The 16,568-nt window shown below is 36.0% G+C and carries 18 protein-coding genes; 9 read left to right on the top strand and 9 right to left on the bottom strand.

The window, feature by feature from the left end:
* Positions 1 to 112: 112 nt before the first annotated feature.
* From B1B04_RS08925 to B1B04_RS08935, 3 genes are all read right to left on the bottom strand, one after another.
* Entirely contained in the window at positions 113 to 655 is a 543-nt protein-coding gene (locus B1B04_RS08925) for a GNAT family N-acetyltransferase (protein WP_079561103.1), read from the bottom strand.
* A 248-nt stretch (positions 656 to 903) separates the two neighbouring features.
* A complete protein-coding gene (locus B1B04_RS08930; protein ID WP_079561105.1) occupies positions 904 to 2,100 on the bottom strand; it encodes a class I SAM-dependent rRNA methyltransferase in 1,197 nt (398 codons plus the stop codon).
* Positions 2,101 to 2,162: 62 nt separating this feature from the next.
* Positions 2,163 to 3,080, bottom strand: a complete 918-nt coding sequence (locus B1B04_RS08935; protein WP_079561106.1) for an alpha/beta hydrolase — start codon at positions 3,078 to 3,080, stop codon at positions 2,163 to 2,165.
* Between the two features lie 171 nt (positions 3,081 to 3,251).
* Between B1B04_RS08935 and B1B04_RS08940 the strand changes: the two genes are divergently transcribed.
* Positions 3,252 to 3,728 carry a dihydrofolate reductase gene (locus B1B04_RS08940; protein ID WP_079561107.1) on the top strand — a complete coding sequence of 159 codons (477 nt, stop codon included), beginning with the start codon at positions 3,252 to 3,254 and terminating at the stop codon, positions 3,726 to 3,728.
* A 203-nt stretch (positions 3,729 to 3,931) separates the two neighbouring features.
* The gene (locus tag B1B04_RS26120; RefSeq protein ID WP_079561108.1) at positions 3,932 to 4,159 is read left to right on the top strand and encodes a hypothetical protein; all 228 of its coding nucleotides are present in this window, start codon (positions 3,932 to 3,934) and stop codon (positions 4,157 to 4,159) included.
* Between the two features lie 49 nt (positions 4,160 to 4,208).
* Here B1B04_RS26120 and trhA read toward each other — a convergent pair whose 3' ends face one another.
* Positions 4,209 to 4,844, bottom strand: a complete 636-nt coding sequence (trhA, locus tag B1B04_RS08950) for a PAQR family membrane homeostasis protein TrhA (protein ID WP_079561109.1) — start codon at positions 4,842 to 4,844, stop codon at positions 4,209 to 4,211.
* A gap of 272 nt (positions 4,845 to 5,116) precedes the next feature.
* Here trhA and B1B04_RS08955 point away from each other — a divergent pair, with 272 nt between their 5' ends.
* The 5 genes from B1B04_RS08955 to msrB all read left to right on the top strand — a co-directional run bounded on the left by B1B04_RS08955 (position 5,117) and on the right by msrB (position 8,625).
* Complete coding sequence (locus B1B04_RS08955; protein ID WP_079561110.1) at positions 5,117 to 5,959, top strand: DegV family protein; 843 nt, start codon at positions 5,117 to 5,119, stop codon at positions 5,957 to 5,959.
* 185 nt (positions 5,960 to 6,144) lie between these two features.
* Positions 6,145 to 7,077, top strand: a complete 933-nt coding sequence (locus B1B04_RS08960) for a GDSL-type esterase/lipase family protein (protein WP_240518250.1) — start codon at positions 6,145 to 6,147, stop codon at positions 7,075 to 7,077.
* A 4-nt stretch (positions 7,078 to 7,081) separates the two neighbouring features.
* On the top strand, positions 7,082 to 7,657 hold the full coding sequence (locus B1B04_RS08965; protein ID WP_079561112.1) for a YpmS family protein: 576 nt from the start codon (positions 7,082 to 7,084) through the stop codon (positions 7,655 to 7,657).
* A 12-nt stretch (positions 7,658 to 7,669) separates the two neighbouring features.
* On the top strand, positions 7,670 to 8,200 hold the full coding sequence (gene msrA / locus B1B04_RS08970; protein ID WP_079561114.1) for a peptide-methionine (S)-S-oxide reductase MsrA: 531 nt from the start codon (positions 7,670 to 7,672) through the stop codon (positions 8,198 to 8,200).
* Positions 8,197 to 8,625: a peptide-methionine (R)-S-oxide reductase MsrB gene (gene msrB / locus B1B04_RS08975; RefSeq protein ID WP_079561115.1), complete on the top strand. Its 429-nt coding sequence runs from the start codon at positions 8,197 to 8,199 to the stop codon at positions 8,623 to 8,625. Before msrA ends, msrB begins: the two co-directional genes overlap by 4 nt.
* A 109-nt stretch (positions 8,626 to 8,734) precedes the next feature.
* On the opposite strand, the gene B1B04_RS08980 is transcribed toward msrB, so the two are convergent.
* A complete protein-coding gene (locus B1B04_RS08980; protein ID WP_427484591.1) occupies positions 8,735 to 9,478 on the bottom strand; it encodes a formylglycine-generating enzyme family protein in 744 nt (247 codons plus the stop codon).
* Between the two features lie 148 nt (positions 9,479 to 9,626).
* The gene (locus B1B04_RS08985) at positions 9,627 to 11,471 is read right to left on the bottom strand and encodes a methyl-accepting chemotaxis protein (protein ID WP_079561116.1); all 1,845 of its coding nucleotides are present in this window, start codon (positions 11,469 to 11,471) and stop codon (positions 9,627 to 9,629) included.
* Positions 11,472 to 11,710: 239 nt separating this feature from the next.
* On the opposite strand from B1B04_RS08985, the gene B1B04_RS08990 reads away from it, so the two are divergent.
* Together B1B04_RS08990 and deoD are read left to right on the top strand one after the other, a co-directional pair.
* Positions 11,711 to 11,929 (top strand): YozE family protein, encoded by a 219-nt coding sequence (locus tag B1B04_RS08990; protein ID WP_079561117.1) that lies wholly within the window; start codon positions 11,711 to 11,713, stop codon positions 11,927 to 11,929.
* Between the two features lie 113 nt (positions 11,930 to 12,042).
* On the top strand, positions 12,043 to 12,750 hold the full coding sequence (deoD, locus tag B1B04_RS08995) for a purine-nucleoside phosphorylase (RefSeq protein WP_079561118.1): 708 nt from the start codon (positions 12,043 to 12,045) through the stop codon (positions 12,748 to 12,750).
* Positions 12,751 to 13,094: 344 nt separating this feature from the next.
* On the opposite strand, the gene B1B04_RS09000 is transcribed toward deoD, so the two are convergent.
* From B1B04_RS09000 to B1B04_RS09010, 3 genes are all read right to left on the bottom strand, one after another.
* Positions 13,095 to 13,691 carry a hypothetical protein gene (locus B1B04_RS09000; protein WP_079561119.1) on the bottom strand — a complete coding sequence of 199 codons (597 nt, stop codon included), beginning with the start codon at positions 13,689 to 13,691 and terminating at the stop codon, positions 13,095 to 13,097.
* A gap of 575 nt (positions 13,692 to 14,266) precedes the next feature.
* Positions 14,267 to 14,650 (bottom strand): hypothetical protein, encoded by a 384-nt coding sequence (locus B1B04_RS09005; RefSeq protein ID WP_079561120.1) that lies wholly within the window; start codon positions 14,648 to 14,650, stop codon positions 14,267 to 14,269.
* Positions 14,651 to 15,198: 548 nt separating this feature from the next.
* On the bottom strand, positions 15,199 to 15,606 hold the full coding sequence (locus B1B04_RS09010) for a hypothetical protein (RefSeq protein ID WP_079561121.1): 408 nt from the start codon (positions 15,604 to 15,606) through the stop codon (positions 15,199 to 15,201).
* Between the last annotated feature and the right edge of the window lie 962 nt (positions 15,607 to 16,568).

The raw sequence follows: 16,568 nt of genomic DNA on the forward strand, positions 1-16,568 counted from the left end.
AGAAATATTGGTGGCTTAAGAAGTGGAAATACTTCTTTGGCCACCTTTTTTATAGGGAGGGAAAAACCTTTTCATCTTGAGGAAGGAAATAGATGATTGAAATACTATTTATCTATTCATTAATAATTCCGTAAAATACCAAATCCTCATATTTTCCGTCTTTAATGATGTGATCCTTTAAAATTCCTTCTTGTTTCATGCCGATCTTGTCCATTACTGTTCCTGAAGCGGGGTTCGTTGAAAAATATCGAGCAAATACTTTATGCAATCTCTTTTCTTCAAAAGCGAATTGTACAATAGACTGCGCCGCCTCAGTGGCATAGCCTTTTCCCCAATACTCCTCGCCAATCCAATAGGCGATTTCTCCTTGCTTAAGACGTTTATTATTCGATAATGCAATGGCTCCATATAATTCGCCGGTTTCCTTATCTGTAACTGCAAACTCGTACGAAATATCCTGCGTAAAATTATCGTAATGATGTTCCATCCATGATAATGCATCATCTAAACTATATGGATAAGGTAGGTACATGGTGCTTTTGTAAATATTATAGTTATTGCAGAGCTTTGCAACCGTTTCTGCATCAGTTGTTTCAAATAATCTAAGAACGAGCCTTTCTGTTGTAATCAATAATTTTTCATGAACATATCCCATTCAATCATCTCCGTTAATTTATAGTTTAGCTCATCACCAAAAGTTGAGAACGCATTTGTTTAAACGTATGTCATGTGAATAAGTTGATCTTCGTTACGACTGGGCGACCCCTTGGGTGGTGATAGAACTATAATTTGTAAATTACATTATAAGATAATTGTAAAATTTGAACAATTGTAAAAAGGATTATCTTTTTTCTCCAAAACAAAAAGACAGAATCATTTGGGCGTGATTCTGTCTAATTTCATTTAGTTAAGTTTTTGAATAAAAACAACTTTTAAGTAATTGAATTCTGGATATTCACGTGTGGCACGGAAATCCTTTGGTAAGTTAAATTCTTCAACAATTTTATAGGCTGTTTTAGTTTCTTTAAATGCTTGGTCAATAAAGCTCTTGAACTTTTTCATCCCAAAGCTTGCATTGTTCGTTGAGGCAACGATGATACCGTTTTTCTCCGTGATAGCGATTGTATCTACTAGTAATTTAGGGTAGTCTTTCGCAGTTGAGAACGTTCTTTCCTTCGTACGTGCAAAGCTTGGTGGATCTAAAACTACAAGGTCAAATTTTAAATTGTGACGCTGAGCATATTTAAAATAGTTAAAGACATCCATCACTTTAATGTCCTGTGATTCGTAGTCTATGCTATTCACGCTAAACTGCTCAATTGTTTTGGCTAAACTACGTTTTGCAACATCTACACTTGTTGTTTTTACTGCTCCTCCAAGTGCCGCTGCGACAGAAAATGCCCCCGTATAGGAGAACGTATTAAGCGTATGTTTACCTTCTGCATAACGTTCACGAATGGCAAGTCTCACTTCTCGTTGATCAAGGAAAATACCTGTCATGGCGCCATCATTTAAATTAACAGCGTAGTTCATATTATTTTCCGATACGATAATTGGGAATTCGCCGGGTGTTCCCATGACAAAATCGTCCTGTTCCATATACTGGCCTTTCGTATCGAAACGTTTTTTCTCATAAATAGCCTTGTAGTTTACTGTTTCTGCAAGGGCTTCATATACTTCTTCTTTAAATGAATAAATGCCGGCGCTATACCAGCTCACCATATAGTAAGAATCGAAAAAGTCAATCGTTAAACCGCCAATGCCATCACCCTCACCATTAAAGACTCGGAAGGCTGTTGTGTGAGGATTGTTGAAAAATGCTTCTCGATTTTGTATAGCCTTTTTAAATTTTTTCATAAAAAAGGCTTTGTCTATTGTTTCGTTAGCATCGGTCGTTAGCACCCAACCAACACCTTTATTTTGTATGCCATAGTATCCTGTACCAATAAAATGGTTATGATTATCCATAAGTCTCAGTAGAGCACCTTCCTCTTTTGGAAGATGACGTGCATCAACTGCATCTTTCGAAATAAGAGGGTAGCCTTTTTTTAATTGAACAGAAAATGGATTGTTAATTTGTAAAGCAATAGATTGTGTCATGTTGTCATCCTTTAAAAAACGTTTTGCTCTATTATCGCACTATTTTATGCAGATAGACAAATTTATTTCACGAAATTAGCAATTTTTTCAGTAGTTTCAATCGTAGCTTCTTCAAAAAAGTTCATTTTACTAAAGTAACTATGGATTAAACCAGTCATATTGACATGTTCAACAGTCACTCCGGCATCTGTAAGCTTTTGCGCGTATGCAAGACCTTCATCGTAGAGGACATCTGCCTCAGCAGCAATAATGATCGTTTTCGGTAAAACACTTAAATCTTCAATCTGTAGTGGAGAGACAAGTGGATTCATATAGTTTTGTTCATCTGTGTAATGCCCCGCAAACCATTGCATTCCATGTTTGTCTAAGCCGAAGTGTTCGCCGTACGCATTGTAAGAAGCCGTTGTAAAATCAACATTGACTACAGGATAAATAAGTGCCTGCGCTTTAATCTTTGGTCCATTAAATGTTGCAGCTAAATAGGCAGCTACTGTTGCTAAGTTTCCGCCCGCACTATCACCAGCGACTGTCAGATTTGTTGCATCTCCACCAAAAGTTTGGATGTTTTCGCTAACCCACACTAAAGTGTCATATGCATCATAGAGCGGTGTAGGGAATGGGTATTCTGGAGCTAGGCGATAATCAACCGAGACAACGATGGCTTGGGCTTTTTCTGCTAGTAGCTGACAGCCTGCATCGGTAGAGTCTATATTTCCAAATACCCAACCGCCTCCATGATAATAAACGATGACAGGAAGTTTATTGTCTAAAACAGGCTTATAAATGCGCACATTTATTTGTGCTCCATCTCGAACAGTTATGTTTCTATTGTCAATTGCCGCAAGCTGTGGGCTATGTGGTGACGTCCATTTTGGCACAGCTCGAATGGCTCTCGCTTCTTGTGGTGTTAGTTCATAGTATTGTTTGGAAGAATCACTTGCTTTAATATAACGGATCGCTTCATCTCTTAACTTCGTCATCTTCATCAATCCTTTTAATTACTTTGATAACTCTATTATAAACTATTCTTATAAAAATACTAGGATTTAATATCGGAAATGAAAATAATTTAATTTCTATGCAGAAATAATCTGATTGTAACGTTAAATTATGTTTATAATATAATGAACGATAGTATTTGGAGGGACAATATGATTTCTTTAATTGTGGCACATGATAATAATTATGTGATTGGTTATGAAAATGGCATGCCATGGCATTTGCCTGGGGATTTAAAATATTTTAAGGATAAAACGATGGGGAAGCCGATGATTATGGGGCGTAAAACATTTGAATCCATCGGTAGACCGCTTCCTGGTCGACGCAATATTGTCATTACGCGTGACGCAAGTTATCATGCGGACGGGATTGAAGTGGTGACAAGCTTAGAGGGTGCCCTCGCCCTTGCTGGGGATGTTCCAGAAATTATGATTATTGGCGGCGAGCAAATTTTTCGCCTATCCATGGATATCGCAGATCGCCTATACATTACAAAAATTAATCATTCGTTTAATGGGGATACATACTTCCCAAAATATGAGGATTTTACAGAAGTATCCTCAGAGGAACCAGAAACTGCACCAGAGGGCTACACATTCCAATATCAGATTTTTGAACGTAAAAACTAAAGATAATAAGTACTACGGAAGCACGGTTATGAATGACCGTGCTTTTTGTCGTTACTGAATAAAAGATTATTAGCTTATTAACGTGAAGTGGGGGTTAGTTACCTTCCGACCGGGGCGTTTTAAATTCGATAAGTTCACCGCAGTGACGGAAGATGAATTGAGCGACGGATAGAAACCTTGGAGCGACGGAAAGAGTCGTCGAAGTGACGGAAAGAGCCATCGAAACGACGGAAGAAGAATCAAGCGACGAGCTAATTTTGAGAGGTGTTGTGGGAAAAAACTTAATTGAGACAAGCAGGGGGCAAGTGGAACCATTAGCTATTTCACATTTTTATTTGAGCTTTGATGAACGAGGGAATTTATTTGCCGACCCGTTTACTGAACATTACAAAGTGGACAATAAAGGCATTAACGAAAGAATTAAAAGGTAATAATAAATAACAAAAATCGCTTCTTTTTTACGGAAGCGATTTTTGTTATTTATAAGTAAAAATAAACACAAGCATACATCGCGCCACAACCAGCTAACACAAAAAGATGCCAAATTGTATGATTGTAGGGAAGTGAACGCCATGCGTAAAAGAGAGCGCCAATCGTATAGAAAAGCCCACCTGCTAATAGTAAGGCAAAGCCATGAAAGCCTAAGAAAAGATAGACAGGTTTAACGGCAAAAATAATTAGCCAGCCCATACCGATGTAAAAAATTAAAGAAAGCTTCTCGAATCGATTAATAAAAAAGCATTTAAAAATAACACCTAGTATCGCAAGGGACCAAATTATACATAATAACGTAATACCTAATGTGCCACCAATTGCGATTAAAAGGAAAGGTGTATACGTTCCAGCAATTAAAATATATATAGAGGAATGGTCAAGAATAGCGAAAAAGTGCTTGTATTTTTCAGGCATGCTATGTAGCAAAGTTGACATTAAAAATAAAATGATCACAGAAGTGCCAAAAATAGTGAACGTAGTAATTTGGAGCGCACTTCCGGTTTGAACTGCTGCTAAAATTAGAACAACTAGAGCTGGAATACTTGCGATAAATCCAATGCCATGTGTAATGGCATTCCACAATTCTTCCTTCCATGTTTTGTAGTCAAAAGAATCAATCATATCGAACACTCCTTTCGTGCATACACTTACTATACCCCAATAATTTTCATCCTGGTATTTACATTTGTCATGTATTCAACATCAAAAGTGTCATATAAATTTCGAAATGCATGAGGACATTGTTAGACAAGGACTGAACAAAGCGCTATAGTATCCAAGGTAGCGGATTCAAAATGGACTAAAACGAGTGAAACCTAATGACAAATGTCATGTTTACATAATGATTCATTAGTCTATATAATAATTTTAATGAAGTAAAAGGATGTGTCGAAGTGGGACGAATTCATATAGTAACGGACTCAACTTGTGATTTAACAAAAGAAGAAGTAGCACAGCATGGTATACATATTGTGCCTTTAACAATTCAAATTGACGATAAAACATATATAGATGGTGTTGATTTAGAACCCCAATCTTTTTTAAGCTTAATGAAAAATGCTAAAAATTTACCGAAAAGCTCACAGCCTGCACCGGGGAAATTTAAAGAATTGTATGATGAGCTTGGTAAAGACGGAGATCAAATTATTTCTCTTCATATGACTGGTGGTATGAGTGGAACAGTGGAATCGGCTCGTCAGGCAGCACAAATGACGGATTCTGATGTAACTGTGATCGATTCACGTTTCATTGCTATAGGTTTAGCAATTCAAATTCGTGAGGCTATTAAAATGCGCGACGCTGGCGCTACGGTTGAGGAAATTGTTGAGCGTCTTGAGAAAGTGCGCGAAAATACGTATTTGTATGTTATTGTTGATACACTTGAAAATCTTATTAAAGGTGGACGAATTGGAAAAGGGACAGGTTTTATCGGTTCTTTATTGAACATAAAAGTAATTGCAAACTTAGAAGGTGGCGCTTACAATCCAGTATCGAAAGTACGTAGCCATAAACAGGTTGTGAACTACTTATTTAAACAATTCCAAGCAGACACTGCTGGAAAAACAGTAAAATCAGTTGGGATTTCTCACGCAGAGGGTTTAACAACGATGGGTGGACCACTAAAAGAATTAGTTGAAGGAACAGGTTTTAATGAAGTAGAAGTTGCCTTTACTTCACCAATCATTTCCACACATACTGGCCCAGGTGCCATTGGTTTTATTTATTTTGCAGAATAATATATAAGAGCTACTACATAAATAATTGTAGTGGCTTTTTTTATGTAGCTGTTGAAAATTGCATAGTACTTTATTCGAAAAAAAGGTGCATACGCACATTTTTACTCAATAACTAGGTATAGTGACTTTTCATTGCACTATGAACTATTCTATAATAGAAGAAGAAAATGATGGAAGGTGGTCAAATGGGCATTTGGCGAATAATGGTTTTGTCATGTTTGACCGTCTTAGTACTAAGTGGTTGTGCAATATCAATAGATGAACCGGATCCGCAAGCAGACCCAGAAGGTGAGCAGGCAAGGACGGAGCAAGATATGAAACAGGATGAGCAACAAACAGAAAATGAGGAGAAGACCTCAAAGAATGTATTGACGCAAATTTATGAACATTTTTTTGAGCCATCACCAGAGGATTTAGGGAAGATTGATGATAATAAAGCGAAGCAACTACATTACTTAGCACTCGGAGATTCTTTAACTGCCGGGGTTGGTGATGAGTATAGTAAAGACGGTTACGTTGGAAGATTAACAGATTCATTAATAGCTTGGCCCTCAATTTCTGATGTTGAAGTCGATAATCGAGGAAAAAGAGGAAGACGTAGTGATCAGTTATTAAAATTAGTGGAAAAAGGGCATTATGATGAAGAGTTGCAAAAAGCACAGCTCATTTCAATTACAATGGGTGGAAACGATGTCATGAAGATCGTTAAAAACGATCTGTTTAATTTGAAACGAGATGCTTTTGATAAAGAATTGCGGTCATATAAGAAACGTTATAGTAAAATTATTGAAGGCATACGAGAGAAAAATCCAACAGTACCTTTATTACTTATCGGTTTTTATAATCCATTCTCCATCGTGACAAATGAAGCAAATGAATTTGATTCGATTATTACGGAGTGGAATAAAGTCATTGAAAACATAGCAAAGAAAGATAAAAATGCGTGCTATGTATCAGTGGAAGACCTGTTTGATTCCAATAAAGAGCTCGTTTATCATACGGATTTCTTCCATCCGAATGCTAAAGGCTATGACAAAATGAATGAGCGAATAATAAAGGCAATGGAGAAATGTAACATGGAACAAATTGTTAACAAGGAAATAGGGTACGAGGAGTGACAAAATGAATAAGTGGAAATTTGCATTTTTTGCTTTAGCGGGCACACTGCTTTTTGCAATCCTCCTCGTCGTTTTTTTAGCAACTAGACCAGTAGATGGAGTAAATTTAGCGGAAAGTACAAAAGCTGAAAGTGAAGTAAAAGGAAATGTACTCGTTGTGCAAACAACAAGGAAGGAATTAGAATCTATATCGAAAAAGTATTTAAAGGATGCGGGCTCACCATTACCGTTGGACTTTACGATTGGTGAAGATATTCAATTGAAAAGTACATTAAAGGTTTTCTATACAGAAATCGATATTTCTATGAACTTCGATCCGATAGTGGATGAGAAAGGGAATATTATTTTAAAACAGACAGGAATGAATGTTGGGCTTTTAAATATTCCACCTGAGACAACGATGAAAATTATGCGAGATACGGTGGATTTCCCTTCATGGATTACAGTCAATCCAGATAAGGCTGAAATCTATATTGATTTATCGCGTGTTAACATTGCTTCAGGATCTCGTATCAAAGCAAAAGAATTAGACTTGCCAAAGGATAAAATTTTACTAGAAATTATTGTTCCTGGTGCATAAGGAGTGAGATAAATGGCAAAGCAATACGCAACATTTGCAGGTGGTTGTTTCTGGTGTATGGTCAAGCCTTTTGACGAAACACTTGGCATTGAATCAGTAATTTCCGGTTATACGGGTGGACATGTTGTCAATCCAACATATGAACAAGTATGCTCTGAAACGACAGGGCATTTAGAAGCGGTGCAAATACAGTTTGATGATGAGCTTTATTCTTATGAGCAATTACTCGAGACATTTTGGACATTAATTGATCCAACAGACGCTGGAGGCCAATTTTATGATCGTGGAGAGTCCTACACAACCGCGATTTTTTATCACAATGATGAGCAACGTGAATTGGCTGAACGTTCTAAAGCTGATTTACAGGCATCCGGTAAATTCGATAAACCTATCGCAGTAAAAATTTTACCGGCAAGTTCGTTTTACCCAGCTGAAACATATCATCAATATTATTATAAGAAAAATCCAATTCACTACGAGCGCTATGCTGTAGGATCTGGTCGCAAAGCGTTTCAGGAGAAACACTGGGGGGCTGAAAAATGAATAAAGAACAACGTTTACAACAGTTAACGGACATGCAATATTACGTAACGCAGGAAAATGGTACAGAGCCACCGTTCCGTAATGAATTTGATAAGCACTTTGAAGAGGGTATTTATGTAGATATCGTGTCAGGGAAACCATTATTTAGCTCGCTTGATAAATTCGATTCAGGTTGCGGCTGGCCTGCATTTGCAAAGCCGGTTGAAAAAGAAGAAGTAACGGAGCATTTCGATACATCTCATGGAATGCGTCGCGTAGAGGTTCGCAGTAAAAATGCCGATTCCCATCTAGGACATGTCTTTCCGGATGGCCCAAGTGAGCTTGGAGGCTTACGCTATTGCATTAACTCCGCAGCACTCCGCTTTGTACCGAAAGAGGATTTAGAAAAAGAAGGCTATACAGAATACCTTTCATTATTTAAATAACAACAACTCCTAGCAGGGATATATCATGCTAGGAGTTTTTTTATTGGGAACATATAGAGACATCAGACCGACGGAAAGAGCTATCAAAAGTCAGAATTGCTTAGAAATATTAAATGATTGATCTGGCAATTCTAAATCCGATATCGTCAATAAAGAAGTCGGGCATACTTTTACGGCGACAAGTGGCTCCACATCCTCGTTCTTCTTCAGCCCAACTTCCTCCTCGAATTATTCGGTAATTTCCAAATATCTTTTCATCGTATAAGTCCCAGCACCACTCCCAAACATTTCCTATCATGTCGTGCAAACCCCAGTCATTAGGCGCTTTTTCACCAACATTGTGTACATGTTCGTTAGAATTATCTTTATACCAAGCAATTTCATTAATTTCACCATACCGATATCCTTTTGATTTTGCTTTACATGCATATTGCCATTCAGCATCTGTTGGTAATCGAAAACCATTAGAACTATGATTGCATACAACGGATTTACTATTCTGATCACAATCATAATACTTGTCATAACCTAGGACATCGGACAATGAATTACAAAATTTCACGGCATCTATCCATGACACATTAACAATGGGTTTTTGATCCATTGTTGTTATTGAAAATTTCTTCCCCATAATAATCGCATAAAGATCTTCTGTCACAGTATATTTGGCAAGATAAAATGGCTTTATCTCAACATTCCAAATAACTTCCTTTAAATTTTTTCTTATACCAGGCATTCCAAATTTATAGTTTGAACTAATCCATTTTTGTTCGTTTTGAAAATCTCGTAGGCAAATTTCTCCTTCAGGAATATACACCATTAATTCTTTTAAGTAATGATTTAAGTTAGTCAATATAGTCCTCTCCAAATCGTAAACTATTGTTTTTGGACACTACTTTCATAGTACGATTTTCCCCATTATAAAATGCCGTTTATTGAACTATATCTACAAACTTCGGAGCTAGTAGCTTCATGTGAAATTGACACCATTCTAGGTCACTTTAAACTTTAAATTCACTGACAAGATTTCGTAGACTATCTGCTTGTTGTGCAAGCTCTGTGGCAGCGGCATTAATTTCCTGCATGGATGCAGATCCTTGAGTTGCCGCAGCGGCAGAAGTGACGGTGTTGGTAGCTGATTGTTCAGCGTATGCATTTACCTGTACAAAATCATTCGCAACATTATGACTATAATCAAGTGTTAATGCAATTTTTTCTACCATAGTCGTGATAATTGTCGATGTTTCTTTAGTATGGGTCAAAATATTGGCTAAAGATTGATTTGTTTCATTCGTTACTTCAACGCCGCGAATAACGGAAGATACACCCTCGTGGTTTTGAGAGATGATGGATGTTACTTCATTTTGAATGGACGTTACAATGGATGTTACTTCTTTTGCAGCATTTTGAGATTGCGCTGCTAGCTTTCGAACTTCATCAGCGACTATAGCGAAGCCTCGACCGTGCTCACCAGCGCGGGCTGCCTCAATCGCAGCATTTAAGGCAAGTAAATTTGTTTGCTCTGAAATAGCAGTAATCGTGCCGATAATTGATGTGATATCGGCGGATTTTCGACCAAGCGCTTCAACAGTGGTAGTCGTGCTGGCCATCGTTTCTTCTATAGCTTGCATGACAAACGAAGATTGTTGAACGGAGCGACTGCCGTCATTAGCAGCTTGCTGCATAGCCAATGATGCACGCTGAACAGCAGTTGCTTGCTCATTTAACTGTTGCACAGAATGCTCAAGATCACTCATTTTTTGTTGCGCGTTCGTCATACTTGAAATCGTGTTTTCGCTATCAGATGCGATATCAGCCGTAGCATCTGCAATATTTTGTATAGTACGGGCGTTTTCGTCGGCTAAAGACATTAGCTCTTGGCTACTACTTGAAACATGGTCCGCTAGATTACTGACACGTTTCATCAAATTAGATATTGATTCAATTAGTGTATTAGTTGAAGTGGCAATCGTTGAAAACTCGTCATGATTACGAACTTTAACTCGTCGTGTCAAGTCTCCGCCAGCCCGTGCAATATCGAGAATGGAATCGTTAATAGCTTGTGTATTGTTTCTTAATGATTTAAATAACATATAACCAAAAATAATAATGACAATAAGTCCAAGTATTGAAATGATGAAGAAAGAAGTAATAGATAGTGTAACTTGCTTGTTAAGCTTATCTAGTTTCGCTTTATTTGCAGCATCCATAACCTCATTAATGGACTCGATATTTTTATCAATATACGCCTTCATCGATTCTCCAGCACCATCCATCATAAGTTTACGAGCTTGTTCAAGACCGAGTTCATCACGCATTGTCATAACCTTACTAGAATACTCAAGGTAATTTTTATAATATTGATTGATCGCCTGTATATGACCTAACTCTAGCTCTCTTTCTGTAAACTGTTTTTCTAAGGTCTTCATTTTTTTATCGATGGTATCAATTTTCATTTTATAAGAAGTAGCGAAGTTCCCGTTCCCGGTAATTAAATAGGCTTGTTCTAAATTGGTGAGCCTCGCAATTTCATACGCAAGTTGGTTAACAGTTAATTGTTCTTGAACATTTTTCTCAGTAAAATCCTTCATTTGTCCTTGCAGATTTTCAATATTGATATACGATAATAAACCCATTGTTCCATTTATAATAATGAGGAGAGAAAATATAATAAGTACTTTGCCTCGAATTAAATGGTAATAACGTTGTCGTTTTTCTTTGATAGGAGGGATATTATGCCTATCATTTTCTAAATCATCTTTTTTCTTTTTTGAAAAGATATTTTTAAAGAAAGATGGGCGTTTCTTTACGAGTTTACTGTGTTTGTGAGAGTTTTTAATTGTCATCACCTTCCAACTTTTGAGTGGTTGGTTTAAATTTTACCTTATTTTTGTAGGTATTCCTATCCCTTTTTTCTAATAATTTTCATTTTTCAGATAAGTTGTGCGTATTATTTTTCTGTGAGGAAAGTCCGATTTGTGCCACTAGTTATAGTGGAGATAATACTTAATCGATATTATTGTGACTAAGAAGGTATTTTTTGATAAACTAGCGGAAAGCAGATGAGTAAAAAGGGGATTTAAGTATGAAAAAGAGCTTTTATTTGTATGTACTAACATTCAGAGGTGGAGATTGGTCAGATCCGAAGGTGCGATTTGCAGAGGAAGTGTTCAATGAGCATAATTTTCCGAAGCAGAGCATGGACTTTGATGAGCTTTCTTCATATATTGAATCTTACGCCACAGATAACTTAAAAATAGAAGTATTTGATGAGTTGTGGTCATTATACGTAGATCTCGCGTGATATAAGTGAAAACAATAAAATTTATTTCAAGTTGCTAGACGTCTAGCGTTGCGAAAATACGAGAAACACAGTATTATTTATAGTGATAACTGACAGAAAAGAGGGATTGCAGTATGAGTATTCATATTAATGCAAAAAAAGGCGAAATCGCTGACACAATTTTACTTCCAGGAGATCCATTACGTGCAAAGTACATTGCTGAAACATTTTTAGAAAATGTTACTTGCTATAACGAAGTTCGTAACATGTTTGGTTATACAGGTACGTATAAAGGTAAACGTATTTCTGTTCAAGGAACTGGTATGGGTGTGCCTTCAATTTCGATTTACGCTACAGAATTAATGCAAGAATATGATGTTCAAAAATTAATCCGCGTAGGTACTTGTGGTGCAATTCAAAAAGATGTAAAAGTACGTGACGTTATTTTAGCGCAAGCAGCAACATCTGATACACGTATGAACCAAATCATTTGGGGTGGCGCTATCGATTTCGCACCGATCTCTGACTTTGATTTATTATTAAAAGCATACAATGCAGGTAAAGATGCTGGTTTAAACTTACAAGTGGGTAATATCTTTACAGCAGATTTATTCTATTCTGATGAGCACCAAAATGAAAAATTAGCTAAATACGGCGTACTTGCTGTAGAAATGGAATCAGCAGCACTTTACACATTAGCTGCAAAATACGGCCGTAAAGCACTTTCTATCTTAACAGTAAGTGACCACATTCTAACAGGTGAAGTAACAACATCTGAAGAACGTCAAACTACATTCAATGATATGATCGTTGTAGCACTTGAAGCGGCTATTCAAGAGTAGTCTTATCAGGTTTGAAGTTTGGAATAAATTTCAAAGGGACTAAAAGGGACTACACTAAAAATTAATTAGATTTTTAATCCTCAATGGGTGACTCGATAAATGAGAGCCTGTTGAGGGTTTTTTGTTTATAAAGAGTTAAAAAACTCCGTAGCGCCTTTCTTTTGATGTTAACGCCCTTAGTAAGCATGTAAGAAGCAAATGTATGTCGCAAGCCATTAAACGTAATTGAAGGTAGCGAATATTGACATATTGACATATAATATCTTGCCATTGCTTACTCATGCGATCAGGGAAAGAACGCCCAGTGCCTTTCTTACAATTGGTTAGAAAAAAGGATATTTTTTTTAAACAATATTAATTCCTGCACTTGCACGACCATTAATTATCAAGGGGTCTGTTGATGGTGACGAAACGTAAAATACCATTACTAAACGATCGCCTGCTGATAAAGGTACAGGTTGGGTATTAGCTGAAGCAAAAGCAATTCGTCCTCCTACAGGTGGTGGAGTTAAATCAACACTTGCAGTTGTACCGGTGAAGATATTACTTTCTTGGGGAGCATGAAAAATTTGAGCACGGATAGTAGATAAACTAAATTGGAATGGTGGCGATGTAAGGAAAAGAATATATGTTGCTGAGATAGCTATAATATTACCTTTACGTGGAACAGTGAAAGCTTCACTTAAGTTTCCGGCTAAGTCAATAGTATTATCTATAATAAGTGAACCATTTCTCGCTGTACCGAATCCAACTTGACCAGAAATTCTATCACCTCCAAAAAAATTAGCTACAACAACGTTCCTTCCTGAAGAGAATGGAATAATTGATCCGTTGTCAACTTGAAACGTGTTAATACAGTTGACATCATTAGCCGTAAATGTTCCAAATTTATCACATGTTCTAGATGTTGGTGATTCATTATTACATCCACAATTATTCATAGGATGGTTATCTCCTTTTTGTCTTTATCCTATGTGGTAAAGAGTAGGGGAACAAAGGCTATAAACCATGTTTACTGAGATTTAACCTAATCAGCTTAATTGGATTTACTATTGTTTTTGATGTTCTTAAAGAACGATAACTGGTTGGAATGGTGATTTTTATGCTCACTTTAATACCCGAAGCTGGATTAGGATATGTATTAATCCAAATGTCTTCGTTATTTCTAAAAATGCTTAGAGCGATTGGTAAGGCTATTTAATTATATAGTTAAATGGAAAACAAGCTGACGTCTTACAGTCAGCCTGTATATTTTTATTTTCAATCAGCAATTTTTTTAATGACCAATGATGCGAATCTATAACGGACTATTCCTGTGGCAAATATGACCCTTATACTAAGTCTATCATCTTTGTTTAATCGTAGTTGTATTGTATTTCCTATAGTGTTAGCTATTCGTAAGTTTACAACTGGATTTCCGATTTCAGTTGTAATAGTATTTTCGGATTCAAAAATACTTTCAGTCGTCTCGATTGTATCATTGATGAACAATGCAAACGACACAACCGAATCGAAATTATTGCTGGTAGCGTTCACAAGAAACTGCGATGTTCATACTGATTTCATATATACCACTGGTGGCAACCTGAAGATCAGTATTATTATTAGGAATAGGAGCGGGAGCTACATCCAATGACGGACCAGGAGTGGTGAAAATAACTTTTTGCCCTGAAGTAGGTGTCAAAACTGGAGTTGTTACGGCGACAAAAAATACAGAAGGATTGTAAAATGATCCATATGCCATCAAAGTCTCCTTTTTTGGTGGTTCAGGAATATTAGGTTGTATACATGCTGCGTCAAGAGCCCTGAAAGGTCTAACTCTAGTACAATTGAATTTTCCGTTACTGCACCCTTGACAAGTACATCCTGACTGATGACATCCATTATTATTTGAATTCATAATAACACCTCCTTTCTTACACTCATTTTATTCAGGCTTGTAATTAGCTGATTATGTTAGCGAATTATCAAGTCCTAAAGATAAGTAAAGAAAGACCACTCCGTGAAGGGGATTCCTATTTGTTATTTATAAAAGAAAAGAGGCGACTTTGGGCGACCAAGAAGCGACGAACATCGTAAATTTGAATAACTTTATAAAAAGGTAAACACATTAAGATGCAATTAATAATGAGTAAAACGTTGTTAAATCATTGCTATTGAAGTATCTTGTTGTTATAAAAAGTACACGTAAATCATTGACATGATCGTTGTTGCACTTGAAACGGCTATTCAAGGGTAGTCTTATCTGATTTGAAGTTTGGAATAAATTTCAAAGGGACTAACATTTAAAGTCTTATATTAATTGCCTGTTAGGTGACTGAATAACTCAGAGCCTAATGGGCTTTTAATTTACTACAAACCAGAGTTTAGGAAGCATAAAAAAGGACTTGCATATATGGAAATTAATCATATACAAAAGTCCTAATCTTAAATAAAGCCTACTTTAGTTTAAACAAATCTTATATTTTTCTTGAAGGAATTTTCTACTAAAACATAGAGTAAACCTGCAATACCAAAAATGAGAATCGAAGGAATAATGCTTAAATTATATTCCTCAATAAAAAGAAAATCATATATTTTTTTAAAAGCAAACGGCCCTATTACTCCACTTGAAAAGGTGAATATTACTACTCTAAACAGTAAGGATTCTACAAACTTACTGACGACGAATGTTAGTGGTAAAAATGAAATAGGATATAAAATCAACGTAAAAGATGCCGCGATGAACAAATAAATAAGTGCATATGCTGACGTTATATTTTTATTTCCTTCTACTATGTCTAATCCAAATGCTGCAAAGGAAAATAACAATCCAAAAGGGATCCACATTATAAAACTATGATAAAAAGTTTTCAAACTATTACCCTCCTATGAATTCAATAAGATTGGTACAATCAAACTTCATAATAATTTAGACGAAGAAAGTGGAATAAAGTTACAATTGTTTGTTTAACTAAACTGTTCTGTTAGATGAATAACTGAAAATGAATAGGGAACAAACATACAAAATCAGCTGGAGAGAATGAAAGATATGGAATTATATCCAAATACTTTTTTGTAAGAGGTATAATTAAAATAACAGAACTGATTAGTGGAGATATGGTTTGAAAGGGGGCTTGAGTATGAAACGTTTAGTTATAGTGATAGTTGTAATTTGGTTGATTTTATTAGCTATGTGGTTTTTAACTACAGATTCACCAATTTAGTGTGATTGAATTATTAAATTATGGGGTTTAGCTGAATAAAAACCGACTGAAGCAAGAATATTAAAGATTTTCTTACAGTTCCCGAATAGCAAGATACTGAATAGTTGATTTATCAACGTTTTAAGGACTTTTTTATTTTGTCACGCTCAGTTAAATGACTGTAGGTATAAAGTGTTTGTTTTGTATCAATATGCCTGAGTTGTTCTTGAATGATTTTAAAATTACATTTTTACGTATCATATATGAAGTTAAATCTTGCCACAATTTCTTTCTATTTATTGGACATGCTATTTGGGTGTAAAGGGAATCCATTACTTTTCACAAATAACAGGTGTATTTGATTGATTTCATTATCAAGCATAGGTGTCCTTTTGGAAAAATTTGATCCAGAATTAAGAGTAGTTGTTTTAACTAACTTTCACGATGTCTTTTTTCAACGTATGGAGCTTGACTCCTTTCATTGGATTTTTTTGAATCACTTCCCGATCAATAGCTTTGGAAAAAATACTTTTCAATACTATGTATTTACCATTTAACGCTGTGTTGTTCTTTTTAAAAAAATTACAATATGAAATGGTTTCATTTTATTAATAAATTTAAGAATGACACCTT

The sequence above is a fragment of the Lysinibacillus sp. KCTC 33748 genome (assembly GCF_002237755.1).
GTDB lineage: Bacteria > Bacillota > Bacilli > Bacillales_A > Planococcaceae > Lysinibacillus.

Coding starts and splice junctions, on each gene's coding strand:
- B1B04_RS08940 (WP_079561107.1), top strand. CDS start 3,252: ATGATTTCTTTAATTGTGGCACATGATAATAATTATGTGATTGGTTAT.
- deoD (WP_079561118.1), top strand. CDS start 12,043: ATGAGTATTCATATTAATGCAAAAAAAGGCGAAATCGCTGACACAATT.
- B1B04_RS08930 (WP_079561105.1), bottom strand. CDS start 2,100: ATGACACAATCTATTGCTTTACAAATTAACAATCCATTTTCTGTTCAA.
- B1B04_RS08990 (WP_079561117.1), top strand. CDS start 11,711: ATGAAAAAGAGCTTTTATTTGTATGTACTAACATTCAGAGGTGGAGAT.
- trhA (WP_079561109.1), bottom strand. CDS start 4,844: ATGATTGATTCTTTTGACTACAAAACATGGAAGGAAGAATTGTGGAAT.
- B1B04_RS09005 (WP_079561120.1), bottom strand. CDS start 14,650: ATGAATTCAAATAATAATGGATGTCATCAGTCAGGATGTACTTGTCAA.
- B1B04_RS08925 (WP_079561103.1), bottom strand. CDS start 655: ATGGGATATGTTCATGAAAAATTATTGATTACAACAGAAAGGCTCGTT.
- B1B04_RS08960 (WP_240518250.1), top strand. CDS start 6,145: ATGGGCATTTGGCGAATAATGGTTTTGTCATGTTTGACCGTCTTAGTA.
- B1B04_RS08985 (WP_079561116.1), bottom strand. CDS start 11,471: ATGACAATTAAAAACTCTCACAAACACAGTAAACTCGTAAAGAAACGC.
- B1B04_RS08935 (WP_079561106.1), bottom strand. CDS start 3,080: ATGACGAAGTTAAGAGATGAAGCGATCCGTTATATTAAAGCAAGTGAT.
- B1B04_RS09000 (WP_079561119.1), bottom strand. CDS start 13,691: ATGAATAATTGTGGATGTAATAATGAATCACCAACATCTAGAACATGT.
- msrA (WP_079561114.1), top strand. CDS start 7,670: ATGGCAAAGCAATACGCAACATTTGCAGGTGGTTGTTTCTGGTGTATG.
- msrB (WP_079561115.1), top strand. CDS start 8,197: ATGAATAAAGAACAACGTTTACAACAGTTAACGGACATGCAATATTAC.
- B1B04_RS08965 (WP_079561112.1), top strand. CDS start 7,082: ATGAATAAGTGGAAATTTGCATTTTTTGCTTTAGCGGGCACACTGCTT.